Raw genomic sequence first — 19,939 nt, forward strand, 5'->3', positions numbered from 1 at the left:
ACGATCAAGCCTATCGAGCAATTAGTACTGGTTAGCTCCATGCATTGCTGCACTTCCACACCCAGCCTATCGACGTGCTGGTCTTGCACGGCTCTCAGGGAGACCTAGTTTTGAGGTTAGTTTCCCGCTTAGATGCTTTCAGCGGTTATCTAGTCCACACATAGCTACCCTGCAATGCGGCTGGCGCCACAACAGGTCCACCAGAGGTGTGTTCATCCCGGTCCTCTCGTACTAGGGACAAATCCTCTCAAGTCTCCAACACCCACGGCAGATAGGGACCAAACTGTCTCGCGACGTTCTGAACCCAGCTCACGTACCACTTTAATCGGCGAACAGCCGAACCCTTGGGACCTGCTCCAGCCCCAGGATGTGATGAGCCGACATCGAGGTGCCAAACGATGCCGTCGATATGGACTCTTGGGCATCATCAGCCTGTTATCCCCGGAGTACCTTTTATCCGTTGAGCGATGGCCCTTCCACTCGGGACCACCGGATCACTATGACCGTCTTTCGACTCTGCTCGATCCGTCGATCTCACAGTCAGGCAGGCTTATGCCATTGCACTCAACGAGCGATGTCCGACCGCTCTGAGCCTACCATTGCGCGCCTCCGTTACACTTTGGGAGGCGACCGCCCCAGTCAAACTACCCGCCACACAGGGTCCCGGCCCCATCCAGGGGCGCGGTTAGACATCAAAGAAGACAAGGGTGGTATTTCAAGGTTGGCTCCACACGATCTAGCGACCATGCTTCAAAGCCTCCCACCTATCCTACACATATATTCTTTAATGCCACTGTGAAGCTGTAGTAAAGGTTCACGGGGTCTTTCCGTCTGACCGCGGGTACCCCGCATCTTCACGGGGAATTCAATTTCGCTGAGTCTATGTTGGAGACAGTGGGGAAGTCGTTACGCCATTCGTGCAGGTCGGAACTTACCCGACAAGGAATTTCGCTACCTTAGGACCGTTATAGTTACGGCCGCCGTTTACTGGGGCTTCAATTCAGAGCTTGCACTCCTCCTTTTAACCTTCCAGCACCGGGCAGGCGTCAGACCCTATACGTCGCCTTACGGCTTCGCAGAGCCCTGTGTTTTTGATAAACAGTCGCAACCCCCAGTTTTGTGCCCCTCAGCACTGGTTGCCCAATGTGAGGCCTCCTTCTCCCGAAGTTACGGAGGTAATTTGCCGAGTTCCTTCAACATAGTTCTCTCAAGCGCCTTGGTATGCTCTACCTGACCACCTGTGTCGGTTTCGGGTACGGTCTAATAGGGAGGCTATTTCCAGGGACTTCCAGGCCGCATCCTCAATCCAATAAGAGGATACAACTTTCGAAATCCGTCACTCATCCCTTGGCCCACGAATATTAACGTGGTTCCCATCGACTACGCCTTTCGGCCTTGCCTTAGGGGCCGGCTAACCCTGCGCAGATTAACTTTACGCAGGAACCCTTGGTCTTTCGGCGAGAGGGTCTCTCACCCTCTTTGTCGCTACTCATGTCAGCATTCTCACTTCCGATACCTCCAGCAAACCTCACGGTTCACCTTCACAGGCTTACGGAACGCTCCGCTACCGCTCATTACTGAGCCCGCGATTTCGGCGTATAACTTTAGTCCCGATACATTTTCCGCGCAGAGGCGCTTGATCAGTGAGCTGTTACGCTTTCTTTAAAGGATGGCTGCTTCTAAGCCAACCTCCTGATTGTCTCAGCACCTCCACATCGTTTCGCACTTAGCTATAACTTGGGGGCCTTAATCGGCGGTCTGGGTTGTTTCCCTCTTCACGACGGACGTTAGCACCCGCCGTGTGTCTGCCACGCATAACTTCTGGGTATTCGGAGTTTGAGAAGGTTTGGTAATCCGGTGAGGACCCCTAGCCCATTCAGTGCTCTACCCCCCAGAGTCTCATCGTGACGCACTACCTAAATAGTTTTCGCGGAGAACCAGCTATCAGCAAGTTTGATTGGCCTTTCACCCCTAGGCACAGGTCATCCGAGAGCTTTTCAACGCTCAACGGTTCGGCCCTCCAGTGCATGTTACTGCACCTTCAGCCTGCCCATACCTAGATCACTTGCCTTCGGGTCTAATGCTACGTACTCAGTCGCCCTATTAAGACTCGCTTTCGCTGTGCCTACACCTAACGGCTTAAGCTTGCACGCAACACTAAGTCGCTGACCCATTATACAAAAGGTACGATGTCACCTTGCGGCTCCATCAGCTTGTAGGCATCCGGTTTCAGGATCTGTTTCACTCCCCTCATCGGGGTGCTTTTCATCATTCCCTCACGGTACTTGTTCACTATCGGTCGGTAAGGAGTACTTAGGCTTGGAGGGTGGTCCCCCCATGTTCAGACAGGATTTCACGTGTCCCGCCCTACTCTAAAAGGTCTTCATTTTACGGCTACGGGGCTATCACCCACTATGGCGCACCTTCCCAGATGCTTCGCCTTGTTTCAGACCAGGCCTGGTCCGCGTTCGCTCGCCACTACTAACGGAGTCTCAATTGATGTCCTTTCCTCCAGGTACTTAGATGTTTCAATTCCCTGGGTTTGCTTTTTAACCCTATGTATTCAGGTTAAAATATCTCACTAGTGAAATGTTAGACAGGTCGAGCGCCGAAGCGCTCGAATTATCCAACATCTCGGAGATGGGTTTCCCCATTCAGAAATCACCGGATCAAAGGGTGCTCTCGCCTCCCCGGTGCTTATCGCAGAGTGCCACGTCTTTCATCGCCTCTTACCGCCAAGACATCCCCCGGATGCCCTTTTGACGCTTGATCGTTTTTGAAACCCATGTGCAGTAGAAAACGCATAGCGTTTGCCACAAACATGGATCTCGATCAGACATGTTGGTTTCTTGCAGACTGACCCTTTGACCTGGATCCCACATTGCTGTGAGGCAGGTTATTCGGCTGATGCTGGTGACGTTCATGCACGAGGCATGGCGGCCAGCCGGATCAATCTTTCCCTTACAATGACAAATATCCCAAGCCCAACGGGCCCGGAAACGGTAAACTTCTTTCGTTCGTACATACGCGAATGGTGGAGCCTAGCGGGATCGAACCGCTGACCTCCTGAATGCAAATCAGGCGCTCTCCCAGCTGAGCTAAGGCCCCAAACCGGGCACTCGCAGCGCGCTCCCTACCCTGCCGGAACAGGTTTCGATGGTGGGCCGAGGAAGAGTTGAACTTCCGACCTCACGCTTATCAGGCGTGCGCTCTAACCACCTGAGCTACCGGCCCGTGACCAGCAACTCATCAGAGCCACACAGTCAAAGTCGAAGACAGGCGATAACAAGCGCCCGCGGGGCTCGCTTAATGTTCAGGTCACAACGATGCGACCTGAATTACGAACGAAGGAAGAGAAACGAAGACGGCGTGAAGACCGCTATATGTTTTGCCTCTCAAGGAGGCGATGTTCTTTAGAGCTTTAGAGCCTGGCGAACCAGACAATCCAAAGCATCCTTAGAAAGGAGGTGATCCAGCCGCAGGTTCCCCTACGGCTACCTTGTTACGACTTCATCCCAGTCACTGATCCTACCGTGGCTCGCTGCCTCCGAAGTTAGCACACGATCTTCGGGTAGAACCAATTCCCATGATGTGACGGGCGGTGTGTACAAGGCCCGGGAACGTATTCACCGTGGCATGCTGATCCACGATTACTAGCGATTCCACCTTCATGCCGTCGAGTTGCAGACGACAATCCGAACTGAGACAGTTTTTGGGGATTATCCCATTGTCACTGCCATTGTAGCACGTGTGTAGCCCTACCCGTAAGGGCCATGAGGACTTGACGTCATCCCCACCTTCCTCCGGCTTGCCACCGGCAGTTTCCTTAGAGTGCCCACCCAAACGTGATGGCAACTAAGGATGAGGGTTGCGCTCGTTGCGGGACTTAACCCAACATCTCACGACACGAGCTGACGACAGCCATGCAGCACCTGTGTTCCAGCCAGCCTAACTGAAGGAATCCATCTCTGGAAACCATACTGGACATGTCAAGGGTAGGTAAGGTTCTGCGCGTTGCTTCGAATTAAACCACATGCTCCACCGCTTGTGCGGGCCCCCGTCAATTTCTTTGAGTTTTAACCTTGCGGCCGTACTCCCCAGGCGGAGAGCTTAATGCGTTAGCTGCGTCACTGACAGGCATGCCTGCCAACAACTAGCTCTCATCGTTTACGGTGTGGACTACCAGGGTATCTAATCCTGTTTGCTCCCCACACTTTCGCACCTCAGCGTCAGTACCAGTCCAGTTAGCCGCCTTCGCCACTGGTGTTCCACCGAATATCTACGAATTTCACCTCTACACTCGGTATTCCGCTAACCTCTCCTGGTCTCTAGACTTCCAGTTTCAAATGCAGTTCCAGGGTTGAGCCCTGGGATTTCACACCTGACTTAAAAGTCCGCCTACGTGCGCTTTACGCCCAGTAATTCCGAACAACGCTAGCCCCCTTCGTATTACCGCGGCTGCTGGCACGAAGTTAGCCGGGGCTTCTTTACTAGGTACTGTCATTATCATCCCTAGCGAAAGAATTTTACAACCCTAAGGCCTTCATCATTCACGCGGCATGGCTGCATCAGGCTTTCGCCCATTGTGCAAGATTCCCCACTGCTGCCTCCCGTAGGAGTCTGGGCCGTGTCTCAGTCCCAGTGTGGCTGATCATCCTCTCAGACCAGCTATAGATCGTCGCCTTGGTAGGCCATTACCCTACCAACTAGCTAATCTAACGCGGGCCGATCTTTCACCGATAAATCTTTCCCCCGGAGGGCGTATACGGTATTACCACTCGTTTCCAAGAGCTATTCCGTAGTGAAAGGTACGTTCCCACGCGTTACTCACCCGTCTGCCACTATATCGTTCGACTTGCATGTGTTAAGCCTGCCGCCAGCGTTCGTTCTGAGCCAGAATCAAACTCTCAAGTTGAGTGTTGATCTGACGATCCGTCCTTTGGAATAAGGACGGCAACTGTTGCTATATAAGCATCAAGTAATTGCGTTCTTTGACGAGAAACCCTTAGTCACAAAGATCAGGCCGAAACCTGATCGATGGAAAAAGAATTTTCTCAAGAAACGCATCCGTCGTGATCGTCTGGACAAGGACCGAAATCCTCGTCCGCAAGCCGTCACGCCGCCTGCGTTTCTCTTCCTAATCTCTTACAATGTCAAACAGCTGGAACCGTAGTTCCGGTAGGCCATCCAGGGCGCCGCCCTGTCCGGAAGAGGCGGCTTATATTGGCCACCTCATTGCCCGTCAACACCCTTTTTTGCGCCTTCTGCAGTTTGGTGTTTGACCACCGTTTCTGCTGTAATTTCGGCACAAATGAATTTGTCGACCGTATGGTACGGCCTGCAAAATCAGGCATTTCAAGAAGAGGCAGCTTCTAACGACCGCCTCGTTTCCCGTCAACACCCTTTCTGCGCTTTCTGCAGATTAGTGTTTGACCACCGTTCTGCTGGACTTGGGCACAAATGACTTGGTAGACCGTATGGTACGGCCTGCAAAATCAGGCATTTCAAGGAGCCGCATATATAGCCGCTATTCGAAGAAAAAAGCAAGAAGTTTTTTTCTCATTTAGCAGCCCGATCTGCGGGCCCGCTTCGGAAACCCAAGGGCGTCTTCAGCGGAGGCCGGGGAATACCCCCCATGGTCTGAAGCCGCAACCCCTGAAAACAGCCTTTCGGCAGAAATCTGCACGTTTTGTTGCAGGAGGCTCAGTACTGCGCTGAAAGATAAGACTTCATTGCCTCGGCCTCAGCCTCGGTTTCAGCGATTTTCCACTTCACGAGATCTCCGATCGACACAAAACCGATAAGTCTATCGTTCCGGAGAATGGGCAAATGGCGGATTCTGCGGTCTGTCATGAGCTGCATGGCGACCTCAATTGCCATCGTTGAGGGCACCGTGACGACATCGCGAGTCATCGCATCGCTCACTTTCATGTCCAAAGCGGCCTGTCCGTTACGGGCAACCTGGCGAACAATATCGCGCTCGGACAATACGCCAATGATCGAATCGTCGGAGTCCAGCGCCACGACGGCACCGATTCGGCGCTTGTCGAGCACCTTGGCGACATCACCAAGCGTATCATCGGCGCCAACCGAGATCACTTCCCGGCCCTTATCATTCAGAATCTGGTCAATCGTCATGTAGCATCCTCCAAGCCTCTACCGGTGAATCCGGTTTCTTTATTGAGGCACTCTATCATATCCGGCGCACCGAATCGATGAGGAAGACAAATCAGGCCGCGAGGCCCTCGCGTCGCCATATAACGAATCGGCACATCAGCGCCCCCGCAACATAGCCACCAACGTGGGCCTGCCACGCAATGGATGCGCCCATCATGGACGGGCCGACCAGCGCGAGCACCACATTGGCGACAAGGAAGACCAGGCTCGCGCCCAGAAACGTTCGCGATAGCAGACGAGGCCGCGCTCCCTGCTGCGCCAAAAGGACTGCCGCGATCAGGCCCGAGACGCCGCCGGAAGCGCCAATCGCAGGGGGACCGGCCGGATAAGTCGCCGCAAGGTGAGCGACAGAGCCGCCAGCAACACTCACAAGGAATAATAGAAGGAAGACATATCCCGCCCGGTTTCGCTCCCTCGGCCCGGTCCGCTCGAGGTATTCATAGACCGGCTTGCCGACGCCCAGCAGCATGGCCGAGTTAAGCCCGACATGGACCCAGTCACTATGGACAAGGCCGGTGGTCAGCAGGGTGGCGAGCGCTGTAAGCGCATTTGAATAGGGTTCCGCCGCGCCGGGCGGCATGCTCGCCCCGGCCCAGCCCCAGAATCGTTCCGGAAACAGCGCGGTCTCCCACAGCAATTCATCCTGCATCGCCGATGGCAGGAAAACGCGAATCGCATGCGCCGCCAGCAGCACCAGTGCGATCCCCGTCACCCATGGCGGAGCATTGATAATGGGCGGGCGTCCGGAATTGCGGGCCATTCAGCCTCCTGCACAGGAATCACTTCGTTCCTTATATAGTCATGCGCGCCTGCAATGGCAGGCAAGGCCTGCATCGCGCGCTTTCTGCTTTCCGGTGGCGAATCACGGCCTAGATTGTGGGCCATGATGATTCGCCTCTTTCTCGCGGCCATGGCCGCCAGCTTCGCCGCCTTCGGGCTCTGGTCCTTGCTGGACCCAATCGGCATGACCACCAGCCTCGGTGTGGACGTCAGCGGGCCCAACGGCGCCTATGAGATGCGCGGTGTCTACGGCGGTGTCAGCCTCGGCGCAGCGGTGTTGATGGCCGCTGGCGCCATCCGACAGTCCATGTTGAGATCCGCACTCTGGTTTCTCGTCACTTATCTGGGCGGTTACGTGTTCGCCCGCGCCGCTGCATTGGCCCTTGGCCCTGCCCCAACGCCCGACTTCTACCTCTTCATCGCTTTCGAATCGCTCGGCCTCATCCTCGCACTGGTCTCGCTGCGGGCATATGCCGGTCGCTGAATGCAAAAAGCCCCGCCGCAAGCGACGGGGCTTTCCATATATAATATGACGCGAGACCTAGAAGGACTTGCGCACCGTGATGCCGTATGTCGGCGGCTGGCTCGGATAACCGTTAAACGAACCGGACTGGGCCGTCGTCGGGAACGCCACCGTGATGTACTCGTCATCAAAGATGTTGCGTCCCCACACAGTCACGCCCAGGCCATTCTCAGTCGTAAAGCCAGCTGACGCGTTAAATGTGCTGATCTTGTGCTTGTCATTGATGAGCGCTTGATTGGTCGGATCGTCGGAATAATCCGTCTCGCTCTCATACTGCCAGTCAACACGCACGAACGAAGCCAGCGAGTTCACATCGAAACTGTAAGTCGCCGATGTCGAGGTCGCCACTTCGGGAATGTCGTAGGGCTTCTGGCCGGACAGATCGAGCTCGTTCGTTGCCGACAGCGGCAGAGCGGGGTCGATCTTGATGCCCGTACTGGTGAAGTCATCATAGACCGGATCCTGAAACGTGCCCGCAAAGGTCAGCAACAGGTTGTCCGTCGCGTTCCAAGAGGCATCAACTTCGAGGCCCTGTGTCGACTGCTTGCCGGCATTGGTCAGGTTGAAGCCGGTCCCGGAGAATGTGTTGGACTGGAAGCCCTCGATCTCCTGGTCGAACACGGCGAGGTTCACTGCGAACGTATTGTAGGCGAATTTCGCGCCCAGTTCGATGACGGTGGCCAGCTCAGGCCCCGCATAACGCGTACCCACCGAGAGGTTGTTCACTGCCAGGCCCGCATCGCGGATAGGCGACGAGCCAGGGCTCGTTACGGGCGAGCCGGGTGTGAAGTCGCTCGAGAACGGGCGGCTGTCGCGGGACAGGTTCCAGGACGTCGCCTTGAAGCCCGTGCCGTAGGACGCATAGAGGTTCACATTGTCCGTCGCATCATAGGCGAGGCGCAAGGTGTAAGTCAGCTTGTCATCCTTGGACGTGCCGTCCTCAACCGCGTTCGGGAAGTTGAGGAAAGGCGGCAGGAATTGCAGAGCCTGAAGGGCAAGAAGCGGGTTCTGATCCGGATCCTGCACAGCCGCCTGAATACCCGCAAAGACCGCCGGATTATTAACAGCGAACGCACCGACTTGCGCCGGGTCAGTGGCATCGACACCAAAGTTGCCAAGCGCCTGGGCAAAGCCAAGCGCGACAAGGTCGACGCCGGAGAAGACATCCGTGTCCACGATGTTACCGAAGGCATCCTTCTTGTCCTCAGTATAGTTGAGGCCCACAGTCGCCGTCAGGCGATCCGTGGCATGCCAGTCAACCGTGCCGAACATGGACCATGCCGTGTTGTCCTGGCCGAACTGCTCTGTCAGGCCCTGACCTGATTGGCCGAACACCTGGCCGACCGGAAGGCCGAGCGCCGCCTCAATCTGACCGACCGCTCCACCGGACAGGATATCCGCAAAGCCGCGGAAATCGTCACCAAAGTAGATCTGGTTGCCGATATCCACCGTCTCATCAAAGTAGAAGCCGCCGACCATCCAGTCGACCGGGCCATCCGTGTCGGACGTCAGCCGGACTTCCTGCGTGAATGTATCGATGTCAGTCTGGTTCGCATTGACGCTGAGAAGGTCTGCCGTTGTGAAGTCGGAATCAGCGTTCTGCTCGACGCTCGTCTGGCGGTAAGCCGTGATAGAGGTCAGCGTCATGTTGCCAAGGTCGAAGTCGCCCTGCAGCGACAGGCCGCCATTGTCGATATTGTTCGTGGAGCCGAAATTGTAGCCCACCTTATAGAGGTCGCCCGTAACGACCTGGCCGCCGAGTGCGTTGATGACCGCACCTGTCGGCCCGTTCACGATATTGACGGCGCCGCAGCAGATTTCGTCAATCGTGTCATAGTCGCCGATAAGGCGGAACGACATGTCCTCGCTCGGTTCGAACAGCAGCTCGCCACGGATGCCATAACGATTGCGCTCATTGGTGTCGGGACCGTCGCCGATATCCTCGATATAGCCATCACGTTTGCTGAAGCTGCCGCCAAGGGCGAAAGCAAGCGTGTCCGTGATAGGACCCGTGCCATAGACCTTGCCGCGATAGCCATTGAAATTGCTGACAGTGCCTTCAACGCTGGCCATGGGCTCAAACGAAGGCTTCTTGGTCACCACAGAGATCACACCCGCCGATGCGTTCTTGCCAAACAGGGTCGATTGCGGACCGCGCAGCACTTCAACGCGCTCGATATTCGGCAGGTCAGAGATCTGTGAGGCCGAGCGGGAGCGGTACACACCATCGATGAACACGCCGACCGAAGGTTCGATACCGGCATTGTTGGCGCCGTTGCCGAAGCCACGGATCACGAAGTTTGTGTTCGAAGAAGACTGGAGCTGGCCGACGCTCAGCGATGGCACCAGCGACTGGAGGTCGTTAAGGTCGGTGATCTGCGCCTTGGCGATCACGCTTTCGTCGACCACCGACACGGCAACGGGCACATCCTGCAGCGTCTGCTCGCGCTTTGTGGACGTCACGGTCACGGTCTGCATCGTGCGCGGCGAGTCGTTTTCTGTTTCCTGGGCAACGGCCGGCGCGGAAAGGCCCGCAAAGGCCGCAAGGCCCACACTCATGGTCAGTGCCGTTTTAAGATAGTTCAAATTCGGGCGTACTTGCGTACGCGAAGGTGTCTGGGACACTCGGTATTCTCCCTGGTATTTTATTTTAAGGTCTGAGAGGAGCCGCGAAAGTCGCGGCGGCGATTATTTGACGGTGAGCAAATAAGTATCTGAGCCGCGATTCTGCGCAAGGGTGCATTCTGTCTTTTCCGTCATCTTGGCGTGCGCAGGCGCTCCGTCCGCGACGCAATTGCCGCCTCCCATATCCTCGCCTCTCAGCGGAGCGGAGGACTGTTTCGCCTTGGCACGGCAGACCCGCCACGCGCCCCCTGCCATGACACCGGGCACCCGCTGATGTTGCCTATGAGGGGAATTTAGGGGCCAAACCGACGCGAATTTCGCCAAACGCGTACTCCTGAAACTGGAATGCTTATTGCGAATAGCACCGGATGAATGGCCCGGGTCGGGTCAATGTAAATTACGGAGAATGCCAGTCATGCAAGACCGGTCGCTACACCCAAATACCCGGATCCTGGTCGACGCATGGCGCCGGATGGGTCGGACGCCTTCCACCAATACGGTTGACGACCCCCGCGTCGCCGAACACCCCGAGCTGATGACGCAACTGTTCGTGGTGCAGCACAGCCGCGAATATGGCTGGCTGTTCCGCACCGCAGGTCAGGGCCTTTCGGGCCTGCTGGGACGTGACCTGACGAATCACGACTTCCTCCAGCTCTGGAGCGGTCCCGACCGGGAGATGATGGCTCACTTCATGGAAGCCGTCCGCTTTGACGGCGCCCCCGGTATTATCCGCGGACGCGGCGAAACCCTGACGGGCCAGCGCGTGGAAGTCGAAATCACGCTCATGCCGCTCGTACGCCCCGGCAGCGGCGCCCATAACGACACACCGCGCCTGCTCGGTCTCTACCAGACGCTTGGCGGCGAACCCATGCTCAAGGGCCGCCCCATCTGGCGCCACCGCATCTCCATGCTGGTGCCACCAGACACCCGTTCCGAAGGTCCACAACTGCGCCTTGTAACCGCCAACGCCTAACCTGGTCAGGCGGGCGTCAGGCTCTCTTCGCGTGCCAGCGCCCGCTTGCCCAGCATCATGTCTGCAGCCTTCTCGGCGATCATGATTGTCGGCGCGTTTGTGTTTCCCCCGATCAGGGTTGGCATCACGGACGCGTCCACCACTCTCAGCCCATCCACACCGCGAACACGCAGCTCTGCGTCGACTGGGCTCGACTCGCTCGTCCCCATCGCAACCGTGCCGACGGGGTGATAGATTGTCTCGCCCATCCGGCGGATGAAGCTGTCAATGTCATCATCCGTTGAGACACTCGCGCCCGGCATGATCTCATTGCCGCGGAGGGCATTGAGAGCGGATTGCCCGCAAATCTCGCGCACCATTTTTACCGACTCGCGCATCACGCGGCGGTCTTCTTCCGTGGCCAGATAGTTCGGATCGATAGTCGGGTGCGCAAACGGATCCGCCGAGGCGAGACAGATCGTACCGCGGCTTTCCGGTCGCAGCTGGCACGCATGAACGGTAAAGCCGTCCTTCTGCGGGTCGTGGTTGCCATGATCCATCATGATCGCATTCACCAGGTGAAGCTGGATGTCCGGCATGGACAGGCCTTCACGCGAATTCAGGAAAGCCCCTGCCTGCAGGAAATTATCCGCGCCAGCGCCGGTCTGGTTATAGAGGTATCGCAGGCCAACGCCGAGTTTCTTCATACCCTTCTGCTGGGAATAGGCCGACACGGGCTGGGTCATCTCGTGGATCACGGTGACGTCCAGATGGTCCTGCAGGTTCTGCCCCACGCCCGGCGACTTCACGGTCGCCTTGATGCCGAAACGGTCAAGATGTTCCGGATTACCAATACCTGACAGCATCAGAATCTGCGGGGACTGCACCGCACCCGCGCAGATCACGACTTCCTTGTCGGCATGTATCTGCTGGGTCAGCGCGCCCTTGCCTTCAACAACTTCAACGCCCGTTGCTTTTCCATTTTCGATCAGCACGCGCGTCACCAGTCCTGTCGAAATCACTGTCAGGTTCGGCCGCACGCCCTCGATCGGGCGCAGGTAGCCGAACGACGCGCTCCAGCGTTCGCCCTTGTGAATGGTGCGCTGGTAACGGCCAAAGCCCTCCTGCTGGGCGCCATTGAAATCATCCGTAACCTTGTAGCCGGCCTGCTCACCCGCCTGGATGAAGGCGCGATAGATCGGGCTCGACATCGGGCTTTCCGAAACGCGCAGCGGGCCAGCGCCGCCATGAAATGCGTTATTGCCACCCTCATAGCCTTCCGAGCGCTTGAAGTAAGGCAGCACATCGGCATAGCTCCAGCCCTTCAGGCCCATCTGGCCCCACTGGTCATAGTCGCCCGCATGGCCGCGAATATAGACCATGCCATTGATTGAGGACGATCCGCCCCAACCCTTGCCGCGTGGCCAGTAGAGCTTGCGGCCATTCATGTGCTTCTGGGCCTCGGTATAAAAGCCCCAATTGTGATCATTCGCCTGCTTGATCAGGCTACCGACGCCCGCCGGCATCCGCACCATCAACGCATTGTCCTTTTTGCCCGCCTCGATCAGGCAAACCTTGATCGCCGGGTCAGCCGACAGGCGATTTGCCAGGGCGCAGCCACCGCTACCGGCGCCGACGATAATGTAATCATAAGTTTCCATGGCTGTCTGGCTCCGCCCTGTATGGGAAATGTAATGTCGCCGGGAACGCGAGTTCCGACCTGTTTCGGCAACACTTTGTGAACGAAAACCACCTAAGTAAAGTGCTCACCGTGGGACATGCTTGGAGAGACACGGCTTTCAGGAGCACGAAATGACCGTTCCCAATGCTAGAATGGTCAGCACAAGCACGCTGATCAATCCCAACAAGGACAGGCGACTCCACAAGCGTATCGCGCTCAGCCTCGTCGGACGACTGCTCGATGAGACCAGCGCCGATCATGATATGCGGACCGTCGACATATCCTGCTCCGGCGCAATGATCCGGTCCGCCCACAAGCCTCAGCCCGGCGCACAAATTGTCTGTTACTTCAATGATCTCGGGCGCGTCGCCGCCACGGTGATCCGCCCAGTGCCTCAGGGCTTTGCGGTGCATTTCAATGCCGCACAGCACAAACGCGACAAGCTCGCGGACCGGCTGACATGGCTGTTCAACAAGGACAGACTCAGCCTGGTCGAAGATCGTGCCGCCGTGCGGGTCGCCACATCCGGTCCAGCCGTGCTCACACTGAGCGACGGCAGCGAAATCCGATGCCGCGTGCTCGACATCTCGCTGACAGGCGCCAGTTTCGAGGCCGAAGACGAGACGCCGCTGGTCGGCGACATTGTTATCGCGGGCAATGTGCGCGGCGAAGTGGTGCGCGTGGAGCAGAAGCGTTTCGCCATCCGCTACAAGCGCACCGACGAAATCTAGTCGATCCGCGTCATTTGATCCCGGTGCTTCTTCCAGTTCTCGACATAATGCATGGCCGAGATCTTCAGCATCTGCACCTGAGGGCCTGACAGCTCTTTCACCACTTTGCCGGGTGATCCCATTACCAGTGAATTGTCCGGGATTTCCTTGCCCTCGGGGATCAGCGTGTGCGCCCCGATGATGCAATTCTTGCCGATCTTCGCACGGTTGAGAATGGTCGAGCCAATGCCGATCAGCGTTTCGTCGCCAATCGTGCAGCCATGCAGCATCACCATATGACCCACGGTGACATCCCGCCCGATGGTCAGCGGCGCGCCAATATCGGTATGCAGCACGCTACCATCCTGGATGTTCGTATTCTCGCCAATCGTGATCGGGTCATTGTCGCCGCGCACAGTGGCGCCATACCAGACAGAGGCATTCTCCTTCAGGATCACGTTGCCCATAACTTGGGCATTCTCGGCGACCCAATAGTTTCCGCTTGCCGGCAGCGTGGGGCGCACCTCTCCTATCTGGTAGATTGCCATGATGATTCGTCCTCTCGTTTCGCTTGCGGAATATCGCTTAAAGGATTTGATAACCCTGTTAGTGTTTAGTCATCAACAGATTCGGACGTGGAGACGGTCATCCAGAGACCTAGTCACACCTCGCCGCCGGGAGCGCATGTTCCCGGACTGGCCACACCGCCCTCAGGGCGGCCCGGCCTTTCTTCCCTCGTTTTTCGCCAAGCCGTCCGCAATTCTGCTGACGGCTTTTTTTCTGCCTGGAACCAAGGAGTCCTCCCATGGGTAAACGCAACCCCGCCAAGCGAATGAAAACAGCATCAGAGGTGAAAGCCACTGCCTGGATTCAGGATGCCGGTCGTGGCCAGCCGCCCCTTCTCCACGCTATCGAAGGAGGCCGCAGCTGGCATCCCGACGATGCAGATACCCGTAACCGCCCCGCCGCCGCAAACGGCGAGGCCGACCGGACCCAGCGCTACCAGAAAACCGTCAAACCCCGGTCTGAAAACCAGGCCCAGCTGATGAACGCCATGGACACCCATGCGCTTGTCGCCGCACTCGGCCCGGCCGGCACCGGCAAAACCTATCTTGCCGTCTGCAAGGCGGTCGAAGCCCTGCAAAAGGGCAAGGTCGCCCGCATCATCCTCTCCCGTCCCGCTGTCGAGGCTGGCGAGCAGATCGGCTTCCTGCCCGGCGCCATGGAAGACAAGCTCGCGCCTTACCTGCGCCCCCTCTACGATGCCCTGTCCGACCGCCTCTCGCCCGGCCAGCTCAAGCACATGCTGTCGGAAGGCGTCATCGAGATCGCGCCCATCGGCTTTATGCGCGGACGCACACTGAACAATGCCTTCATCGTCGTCGATGAGGCGCAGAACTGCACCTATACGCAGATCAAGATGCTGCTCACCCGCCTCGGCTGGCACTCCACGATGGTCATCACCGGCGACCCGGCCCAGACCGACCTGCTGCCGGAATTCTCCGGTCTCGCCAACGCTGCCGAACGGCTCGAAAAACTGGCCGGCGCTGCCGTCATCCGCCTCGAAGGCCGCGATGTCGTCCGCCACCCACTGGTCCAGGAAATGCTCGAAGTCCTCTAGTCACGCTTTTACCCCCGCCTCAGCCCGTCCGGGAAACCGGACGGGTTTTTTCATGGCCTTGCGTCAGGCTTGACCCGCGCGCGCTCCCCGCGTCAGGTGCAGCAAAAGAAACGACAAAAGGGAGAGACACATGATCCGCTTCGCCGCGCTGGCCTTCGCTTTGGCCCTCCTCCCTATCGCTACTGCCCGCGCCGAGGAGGCCCCGACAATGCACACTTACGAATCCTTCGATGGCACACAGATCAGCTATCAGGCACTCGGCACGGGGCCCCTTGTCATCCTCCTCCACGGCTTCACCGCCAATGCGGACCTCAACTATTTCCAGCCCGGCATCGCCCGGAAGATCGCCGACGCCGGTTATCACGTCGTCGCGCCAGACCTGCGCGGTCACGGCGCCTCGCCCTACACTGCCGCGCCCGAAGACTGGCCCGGCGATGCCGTCGCCCGCGACCAGATCGCCCTCGTCGCGCACCTTGGCGAAGACCCCTACGCCACGGTCGGCTATTCCATGGGCGCCATCAGCGCCCTGCGCTGGCATCTCCTCTCCCGCAATACCGGCCGCATGGCCCTTGGCGGCATAGGCGACTCCGCCGCTGACGAGTTCAACACGGATCGCAACACCGGCTTTCGCGCCGCCCTAATGGAAGCCCTCGCTGGCGAGGACACGCCCGTCGCCAAAGGCATGCTGGCCCGCGCCAAGGCCACCGGCGGCACGCTCGAAGGTTATCTCGGCGCCCTCTCGGCCCGCACCTATACGCCCGCAGACCTGCTCGCCACGTTCGACGTGCCAACGCTGATCCTCACCGGCGACGAGGATCTCGACAATGGCTCCGGCCCCGGCCTCGCCGCCCTCATCCCCGGCGCCACCTATCACGGCCTCACCGGCACCCATGTCGGCGCCGTGGTCGACCCCGAACTGCCCCGCGCCGTGATCGCCTTCCTCGATGAAGGCCGCCCCGCCGAATAGGCCCTCACCGGATTGTCATTCACAAATGCCCGCGCCTTCCTACATGTAAGCCCAACGCCACACCAAAAACCACGGAGCAAGCGACATGAGCGACCCGACCTATACCCCGCCGAAAGTCTGGACCTGGGACAAGGAAAGCGGGGGCCGCTTTGCCGCCATCAACCGCCCCATCGCGGGCCCGACCCACGAGAAAGAGCTGCCCGTCGGCAAGCATCCGTTCCAGCTCTACTCCCTCGGCACGCCCAATGGCGTCAAAGTCACCATCATGTTCGAGGAACTGCTCGCTGCAGGCCACACCGGCGCCGAGTATGACGCCTGGCTGATCAATATCGGCGAGGGCCAGCAATTCGGCTCCGGCTTTGTCGACATCAACCCGAACTCCAAGATCCCGGCTTTGATGGACCATTCCACCAATCCGCCGACCCGTCTCTTCGAATCCGGCTCCATGCTCCTCTATCTCGCGGAAAAGTTCGGCGCCTTCCTGCCGACCGACCATCACAAGCGCACCGAGGCCATCTCCTGGCTGATGTGGCAGATGGGCGCGACGCCCTTCCTCGGCGGCGGCTTCGGCCACTTCTACGCCTATGCCCCGGAGAAGTACGAATACCCGATCAATCGCTACGCCATGGAAGTGAAACGCCAGCTCGACGTGCTGGACCGTCGCCTGAAGGACAATGAATACCTTGCCGGCGACGAATACTCGATTGCCGACATGGCCGTCTGGCCCTGGTATGGCGCCCTCGTCACCGGCGCGGTCTACGAGGCTGGCGAATTCCTTCAGGTGCACGAATACACCCATGTCATCCGCTGGATGAAACAGGTCGGCGCCCGCCCTGCCGTCAAGCGCGGCCAGATGGTCAACCGCACCTTCGGCAAGCCGGAATCCCAACTGCGCGAACGCCACGACGCCAGCGACTTCGACACCAAGACGCAGGACAAGCTGGAACCGCAGGCATAGCACCTGCCCCCCTCTCCCCCCGGGGAGAGGGGCCGGGGGTGAGGGGACACCCCACTCGCCACGCACCCATCCGTCTGCCATGATGCCGGGAAGCCCCGCCCACCGGCGCGCCCCCTGAACCCACGACAGGAGCGGGCCTATGTCCCCCGACCTCATCCTTACCCTGTTTGACCGCGTCGGCGTCTTCGTCTTCGCCATTTCCGGCGGCATCGTCGCCGTGCGCAAGGACATGGACCTGTTCGGCGTCATCGTGCTCGCCTTCCTGCCCGCCATTGGCGGCGGCACGCTGCGCGACCTCATCCTCGACCAGCCCGTCTTCTGGCTGTCGGATACGCCGACCCTTCTCCTCGCTCTCGCGGGCGGCCTGACAGCGTTCGTCTGCCACCGTTGGCTCGAAAACTTCCGGCCCCTGCGCTGGGCCGATGCCTTCGGCCTGTCACTGTTCGCCGTCACGGGCGCAGCCAAGGCCATGAGCCTCGATCACGGCCTCGTCGTCGTCCTCATCATGGGCGCCCTCACCGCCAGCGCTGGCGGCCTGATGCGCGATGTCGTCGCCAATGAGGAACCGCTGCTCCTGAAGAAAGACATCTACGCCACCGCCGCCCTGCTCGGCGCCGGCGTCTATTTCGCCCTCGCCACCTGCGGCCTCCCCGAAACCACCGCCTTCACCGGCGGCCTCGCAGCGGCCTTCACCCTCCGTGCACTGGCGATCATCTTCAAGCTGTCCCTGCCGAAGTCACCGTTTTAGGGCCCTTCTCCCCTCTCCCGCGGGAGAGGGGCCGGGGGTGAGGGGTCACAGACTCCCCACATCCATCATTCCCTGCCATGATATCCCCATGCCCCGCTCCCCGGACACACGCCGCGCCCGTCGCTTGAGGCAAACGGCCAACGCCCCGGAAGCCGCAGCATGGCAGAGCCTTCGCACATTACGCGCCCACGGCTTCCCCGTCCGGCGCCAACACCCTATCGCAGGCTATGTCGTCGACTTCGCCATCCCGAAAGCCTGGCTCGTTATCGAAATCGACGGCAGCATCCATGATAGCCCCGAAGCCCAATCCGCAGACGCTCGGCGCCAATCGGACATCGAGCAACGCGGCTGGCACTTCCTCCGTATCGACACACAAACAGCGCTAAGCGCGGATCACCTTCTGGCCATCGTCACTGAACACTTGGGTCTGTAGGAAATATCGCCACCCCTCATCCCCGACCCTTCTCCCAAGGGAGAAGGGAGCGCGTCCTTAAAAGCCCCCTCTCCCTCGGGAGAGGGGGTTGGGGGTGAGGGGTCACCGAACCTTCACCCCATCCGGAAGCCCGCAGCGACGACCAAGCAAAACAAAAACTTATCCCACCCCTCCGCACCGCGCGTATCATACGCCGCATGCAATTCACGCCCGCCCTCCTGCTCGACCTGCTCGCCTGGAACTGGCCGCGTGCGAAGAAGCTTGCCTGGTGGGCGCGGCAGCTGGTGAAGGAACCGGCGGCGGAAACCGTCGCGCGGCATGTGCATAACGAGGTTCTCCGCATCCTGCGCCCCGCCGAATCCATGGTGCGCCGCATGCTGCTCATCCTCGCGCTGAAAGAGCCGCTTTCCCCCATTTTTCCCGCATCCCCGGCGAAAGCCGGGGTCTCAGGCGATTCAACCCCTTCCCCCACACACGAGAGCCCCGTTCTCCCTGCGAAGGCAGGGACGAGGGCAGGGGCGGCTTCCCAAGCCCAATTCCTCCTCACCGAACCCCTCACAATCCGCCTGCCCTCAGACGCCATGCCAGTCGTCAAATTCGGCCCGCGCATCTTCGTCTTCGGCTCCGGCATGGACTGGCGCCCGCTGCCCAGCGAAGCGCCCCTGCCCCCGCTACCTGCCGCGCCGCTGCTCGCACGCCTCTCACGCCTCGACGCCGTGCTGGCCGCCCCGGATGCCCATGCCGCCCGGCTTGCCCGCCTTATCGCGCGCCTGCGCGGCGCCCGCGAGGCAGGCCGCCTTACCCGCCTTTCCCCCATCCGACCGCGCAGCCTGATGCCCGGCCGCGCCAGCCGCCCGCTGGGCGAGCTGACCCGGTCCGCGATCACCTATGTCTGCTGGGGCGCCGATGCAGCCCTCGATGGCGCGTGGGATTCCGGCTAGCGGGCGCCAGAATTTATTTTAACAAAAAGTAAACCGTCTCCGCTCGCCTGCGTACACAGGGGTATGCGCACACACGCGCATCGCCAGGAGAGACACTTATGCCCCTCAAAACACACCTTTTTATCGCCACTGCCATTGCCGCTTCGCTGACGCTCGCCGCCTGCGAAGACGCATCCGACAAGGCCGACTATGATGCCGCGCCGGCCGCTGCCGAAACCGAAATGGCCGTCGAGGCTGAAATGCCCGCCGCCGAGCCCATGATGGAAGACGCCGCCCCTGAAGCCGGCACCATTGTTGAAGTCGCCGCCGGAACGGACGATCTGTCCACACTCGTCGCCGCTGTAACAGCCGCCAGTCTTGTCGACACGCTGAACAGCGACGGACCGTTCACAGTGTTTGCGCCGCCGAACAGCGCCTTCGCCAAACTGCCGGACGGCACGGTCGAAACGCTGCTCATGCCGGAAAACAAGGAAACGCTCAGCGCCGTGCTGACCTATCACGTTGTGGCCGGTGAAGTGATGGCCGCTGATCTGGTTCAGGCGATCACCGACAATGGCGGCACCTACACGATCACCACCGTGAATGGCGCCCCCCTGACGGCCTCCATCGTCGACGGCAATGTCGTCCTCACGGATGCCACCGGCGCAACCGCCACGGTCACTGCAACCGACATTGATGCTTCAAATGGGGTTGTTCACCTCATCGACTCCGTCGTCATGCCTGGCTAGCCCCCCTCAAACGGCATGACGATCGGCCCCGCATCCCACCAGGTGCGGGGCCACCTTCCTTCTGGCCTTGCCCTCAGACAACTGGCTGGTACTGT

The 19,939-nt window shown here is 59.3% G+C and carries 15 protein-coding genes, 2 tRNA genes and 2 rRNA genes; 10 read left to right on the top strand and 9 right to left on the bottom strand.

The window, feature by feature from the left end; translation table 11 throughout:
• The 6 genes from V7651_RS01400 to V7651_RS01425 all read right to left on the bottom strand — a co-directional run bounded on the left by V7651_RS01400 (position 1) and on the right by V7651_RS01425 (position 6,937).
• A 23S ribosomal RNA gene (locus V7651_RS01400) occupies positions 1 to 2,772 on the bottom strand.
• A 260-nt stretch (positions 2,773 to 3,032) separates the two neighbouring features.
• Positions 3,033 to 3,108 (bottom strand) — tRNA-Ala (locus V7651_RS01405).
• Positions 3,109 to 3,157: 49 nt separating this feature from the next.
• Positions 3,158 to 3,234: transfer RNA gene (locus V7651_RS01410), tRNA-Ile, on the bottom strand.
• 226 nt (positions 3,235 to 3,460) lie between these two features.
• Positions 3,461 to 4,915: ribosomal RNA gene (locus V7651_RS01415) — 16S ribosomal RNA — on the bottom strand.
• The 16S and 23S rRNA genes sit together here with 2 tRNA genes alongside, the layout of an rRNA operon.
• A gap of 788 nt (positions 4,916 to 5,703) precedes the next feature.
• The gene (locus V7651_RS01420; RefSeq protein WP_335592119.1) at positions 5,704 to 6,138 is read right to left on the bottom strand and encodes a CBS domain-containing protein; all 435 of its coding nucleotides are present in this window, start codon (positions 6,136 to 6,138) and stop codon (positions 5,704 to 5,706) included.
• Positions 6,139 to 6,229: 91 nt separating this feature from the next.
• Positions 6,230 to 6,937 carry a rhomboid family intramembrane serine protease gene (locus V7651_RS01425; RefSeq protein ID WP_335611942.1) on the bottom strand — a complete coding sequence of 236 codons (708 nt, stop codon included), beginning with the start codon at positions 6,935 to 6,937 and terminating at the stop codon, positions 6,230 to 6,232.
• Between the two features lie 123 nt (positions 6,938 to 7,060).
• Between V7651_RS01425 and V7651_RS01430 the strand changes: the two genes are divergently transcribed.
• Positions 7,061 to 7,441, top strand: a complete 381-nt coding sequence (locus V7651_RS01430; protein WP_335611943.1) for a DUF4345 family protein — start codon at positions 7,061 to 7,063, stop codon at positions 7,439 to 7,441.
• A 57-nt stretch (positions 7,442 to 7,498) separates the two neighbouring features.
• Here the strand turns inward: V7651_RS01430 and V7651_RS01435 are convergent, their stop codons facing one another.
• Positions 7,499 to 10,105 carry a TonB-dependent receptor gene (locus V7651_RS01435; RefSeq protein ID WP_335611944.1) on the bottom strand — a complete coding sequence of 869 codons (2,607 nt, stop codon included), beginning with the start codon at positions 10,103 to 10,105 and terminating at the stop codon, positions 7,499 to 7,501.
• A gap of 415 nt (positions 10,106 to 10,520) precedes the next feature.
• Between V7651_RS01435 and V7651_RS01440 the strand changes: the two genes are divergently transcribed.
• Positions 10,521 to 11,078: a PAS domain-containing protein gene (locus V7651_RS01440; protein WP_335611945.1), complete on the top strand. Its 558-nt coding sequence runs from the start codon at positions 10,521 to 10,523 to the stop codon at positions 11,076 to 11,078.
• Positions 11,079 to 11,083: 5 nt separating this feature from the next.
• On the opposite strand, the gene V7651_RS01445 is transcribed toward V7651_RS01440, so the two are convergent.
• Positions 11,084 to 12,718 (bottom strand): choline dehydrogenase, encoded by a 1,635-nt coding sequence (locus tag V7651_RS01445; RefSeq protein ID WP_335611946.1) that lies wholly within the window; start codon positions 12,716 to 12,718, stop codon positions 11,084 to 11,086.
• Between the two features lie 151 nt (positions 12,719 to 12,869).
• Here V7651_RS01445 and V7651_RS01450 point away from each other — a divergent pair, with 151 nt between their 5' ends.
• Positions 12,870 to 13,469, top strand: a complete 600-nt coding sequence (locus V7651_RS01450; RefSeq protein WP_051624660.1) for a PilZ domain-containing protein — start codon at positions 12,870 to 12,872, stop codon at positions 13,467 to 13,469.
• Here the strand turns inward: V7651_RS01450 and V7651_RS01455 are convergent.
• On the bottom strand, positions 13,466 to 13,996 hold the full coding sequence (locus tag V7651_RS01455; protein WP_035537464.1) for a gamma carbonic anhydrase family protein: 531 nt from the start codon (positions 13,994 to 13,996) through the stop codon (positions 13,466 to 13,468). The genes V7651_RS01450 and V7651_RS01455 overlap by 4 nt on opposite strands.
• 257 nt (positions 13,997 to 14,253) lie before the next feature.
• Here V7651_RS01455 and V7651_RS01460 point away from each other — a divergent pair, with 257 nt between their 5' ends.
• From V7651_RS01460 to V7651_RS01490, 7 genes are all read left to right on the top strand, one after another.
• Entirely contained in the window at positions 14,254 to 15,069 is an 816-nt protein-coding gene (locus V7651_RS01460) for a PhoH family protein (RefSeq protein WP_335611947.1), read from the top strand.
• A gap of 130 nt (positions 15,070 to 15,199) precedes the next feature.
• Positions 15,200 to 16,036 carry an alpha/beta fold hydrolase gene (locus V7651_RS01465; RefSeq protein ID WP_335611948.1) on the top strand — a complete coding sequence of 279 codons (837 nt, stop codon included), beginning with the start codon at positions 15,200 to 15,202 and terminating at the stop codon, positions 16,034 to 16,036.
• A gap of 85 nt (positions 16,037 to 16,121) precedes the next feature.
• Positions 16,122 to 16,994, top strand: a complete 873-nt coding sequence (gene yghU, locus V7651_RS01470) for a glutathione-dependent disulfide-bond oxidoreductase (RefSeq protein WP_335611949.1) — start codon at positions 16,122 to 16,124, stop codon at positions 16,992 to 16,994.
• 139 nt (positions 16,995 to 17,133) lie between these two features.
• On the top strand, positions 17,134 to 17,742 hold the full coding sequence (locus V7651_RS01475; RefSeq protein ID WP_335611950.1) for a trimeric intracellular cation channel family protein: 609 nt from the start codon (positions 17,134 to 17,136) through the stop codon (positions 17,740 to 17,742).
• An 88-nt stretch (positions 17,743 to 17,830) separates the two neighbouring features.
• Positions 17,831 to 18,175, top strand: coding sequence for an endonuclease domain-containing protein (locus tag V7651_RS01480; RefSeq protein WP_335611951.1), 345 nt, complete (start codon positions 17,831 to 17,833; stop codon positions 18,173 to 18,175).
• A 197-nt stretch (positions 18,176 to 18,372) separates the two neighbouring features.
• Positions 18,373 to 19,116, top strand: coding sequence for a hypothetical protein (locus V7651_RS01485; protein WP_335611952.1), 744 nt, complete (start codon positions 18,373 to 18,375; stop codon positions 19,114 to 19,116).
• Between the two features lie 98 nt (positions 19,117 to 19,214).
• Positions 19,215 to 19,844 carry a fasciclin domain-containing protein gene (locus V7651_RS01490; RefSeq protein WP_335611953.1) on the top strand — a complete coding sequence of 210 codons (630 nt, stop codon included), beginning with the start codon at positions 19,215 to 19,217 and terminating at the stop codon, positions 19,842 to 19,844.
• Positions 19,845 to 19,939: the final 95 nt, after the last annotated feature.

Source organism: Hyphomonas oceanitis (assembly GCF_036964545.1).
Classification (GTDB): Bacteria; Pseudomonadota; Alphaproteobacteria; order Caulobacterales; family Hyphomonadaceae; genus Hyphomonas; species Hyphomonas oceanitis.

Excerpts from the sequence above, each read along its gene's own strand:
- V7651_RS01420 (WP_335592119.1), bottom strand. The coding sequence starts at position 6,138 with ATGACGATTGACCAGATTCTGAATGATAAGGGCCGGGAAGTGATCTCG.
- V7651_RS01425 (WP_335611942.1), bottom strand. The coding sequence starts at position 6,937 with ATGGCCCGCAATTCCGGACGCCCGCCCATTATCAATGCTCCGCCATGG.
- V7651_RS01430 (WP_335611943.1), top strand. The coding sequence starts at position 7,061 with ATGATGATTCGCCTCTTTCTCGCGGCCATGGCCGCCAGCTTCGCCGCC.
- V7651_RS01440 (WP_335611945.1), top strand. The coding sequence starts at position 10,521 with ATGCAAGACCGGTCGCTACACCCAAATACCCGGATCCTGGTCGACGCA.
- V7651_RS01445 (WP_335611946.1), bottom strand. The coding sequence starts at position 12,718 with ATGGAAACTTATGATTACATTATCGTCGGCGCCGGTAGCGGTGGCTGC.
- V7651_RS01450 (WP_051624660.1), top strand. The coding sequence starts at position 12,870 with ATGACCGTTCCCAATGCTAGAATGGTCAGCACAAGCACGCTGATCAAT.
- V7651_RS01455 (WP_035537464.1), bottom strand. The coding sequence starts at position 13,996 with ATGGCAATCTACCAGATAGGAGAGGTGCGCCCCACGCTGCCGGCAAGC.
- V7651_RS01460 (WP_335611947.1), top strand. The coding sequence starts at position 14,254 with ATGGGTAAACGCAACCCCGCCAAGCGAATGAAAACAGCATCAGAGGTG.
- V7651_RS01465 (WP_335611948.1), top strand. The coding sequence starts at position 15,200 with ATGATCCGCTTCGCCGCGCTGGCCTTCGCTTTGGCCCTCCTCCCTATC.
- yghU (WP_335611949.1), top strand. The coding sequence starts at position 16,122 with ATGAGCGACCCGACCTATACCCCGCCGAAAGTCTGGACCTGGGACAAG.
- V7651_RS01475 (WP_335611950.1), top strand. The coding sequence starts at position 17,134 with ATGTCCCCCGACCTCATCCTTACCCTGTTTGACCGCGTCGGCGTCTTC.
- V7651_RS01480 (WP_335611951.1), top strand. The coding sequence starts at position 17,831 with ATGCCCCGCTCCCCGGACACACGCCGCGCCCGTCGCTTGAGGCAAACG.
- V7651_RS01485 (WP_335611952.1), top strand. The coding sequence starts at position 18,373 with ATGCAATTCACGCCCGCCCTCCTGCTCGACCTGCTCGCCTGGAACTGG.
- V7651_RS01490 (WP_335611953.1), top strand. The coding sequence starts at position 19,215 with ATGCCCCTCAAAACACACCTTTTTATCGCCACTGCCATTGCCGCTTCG.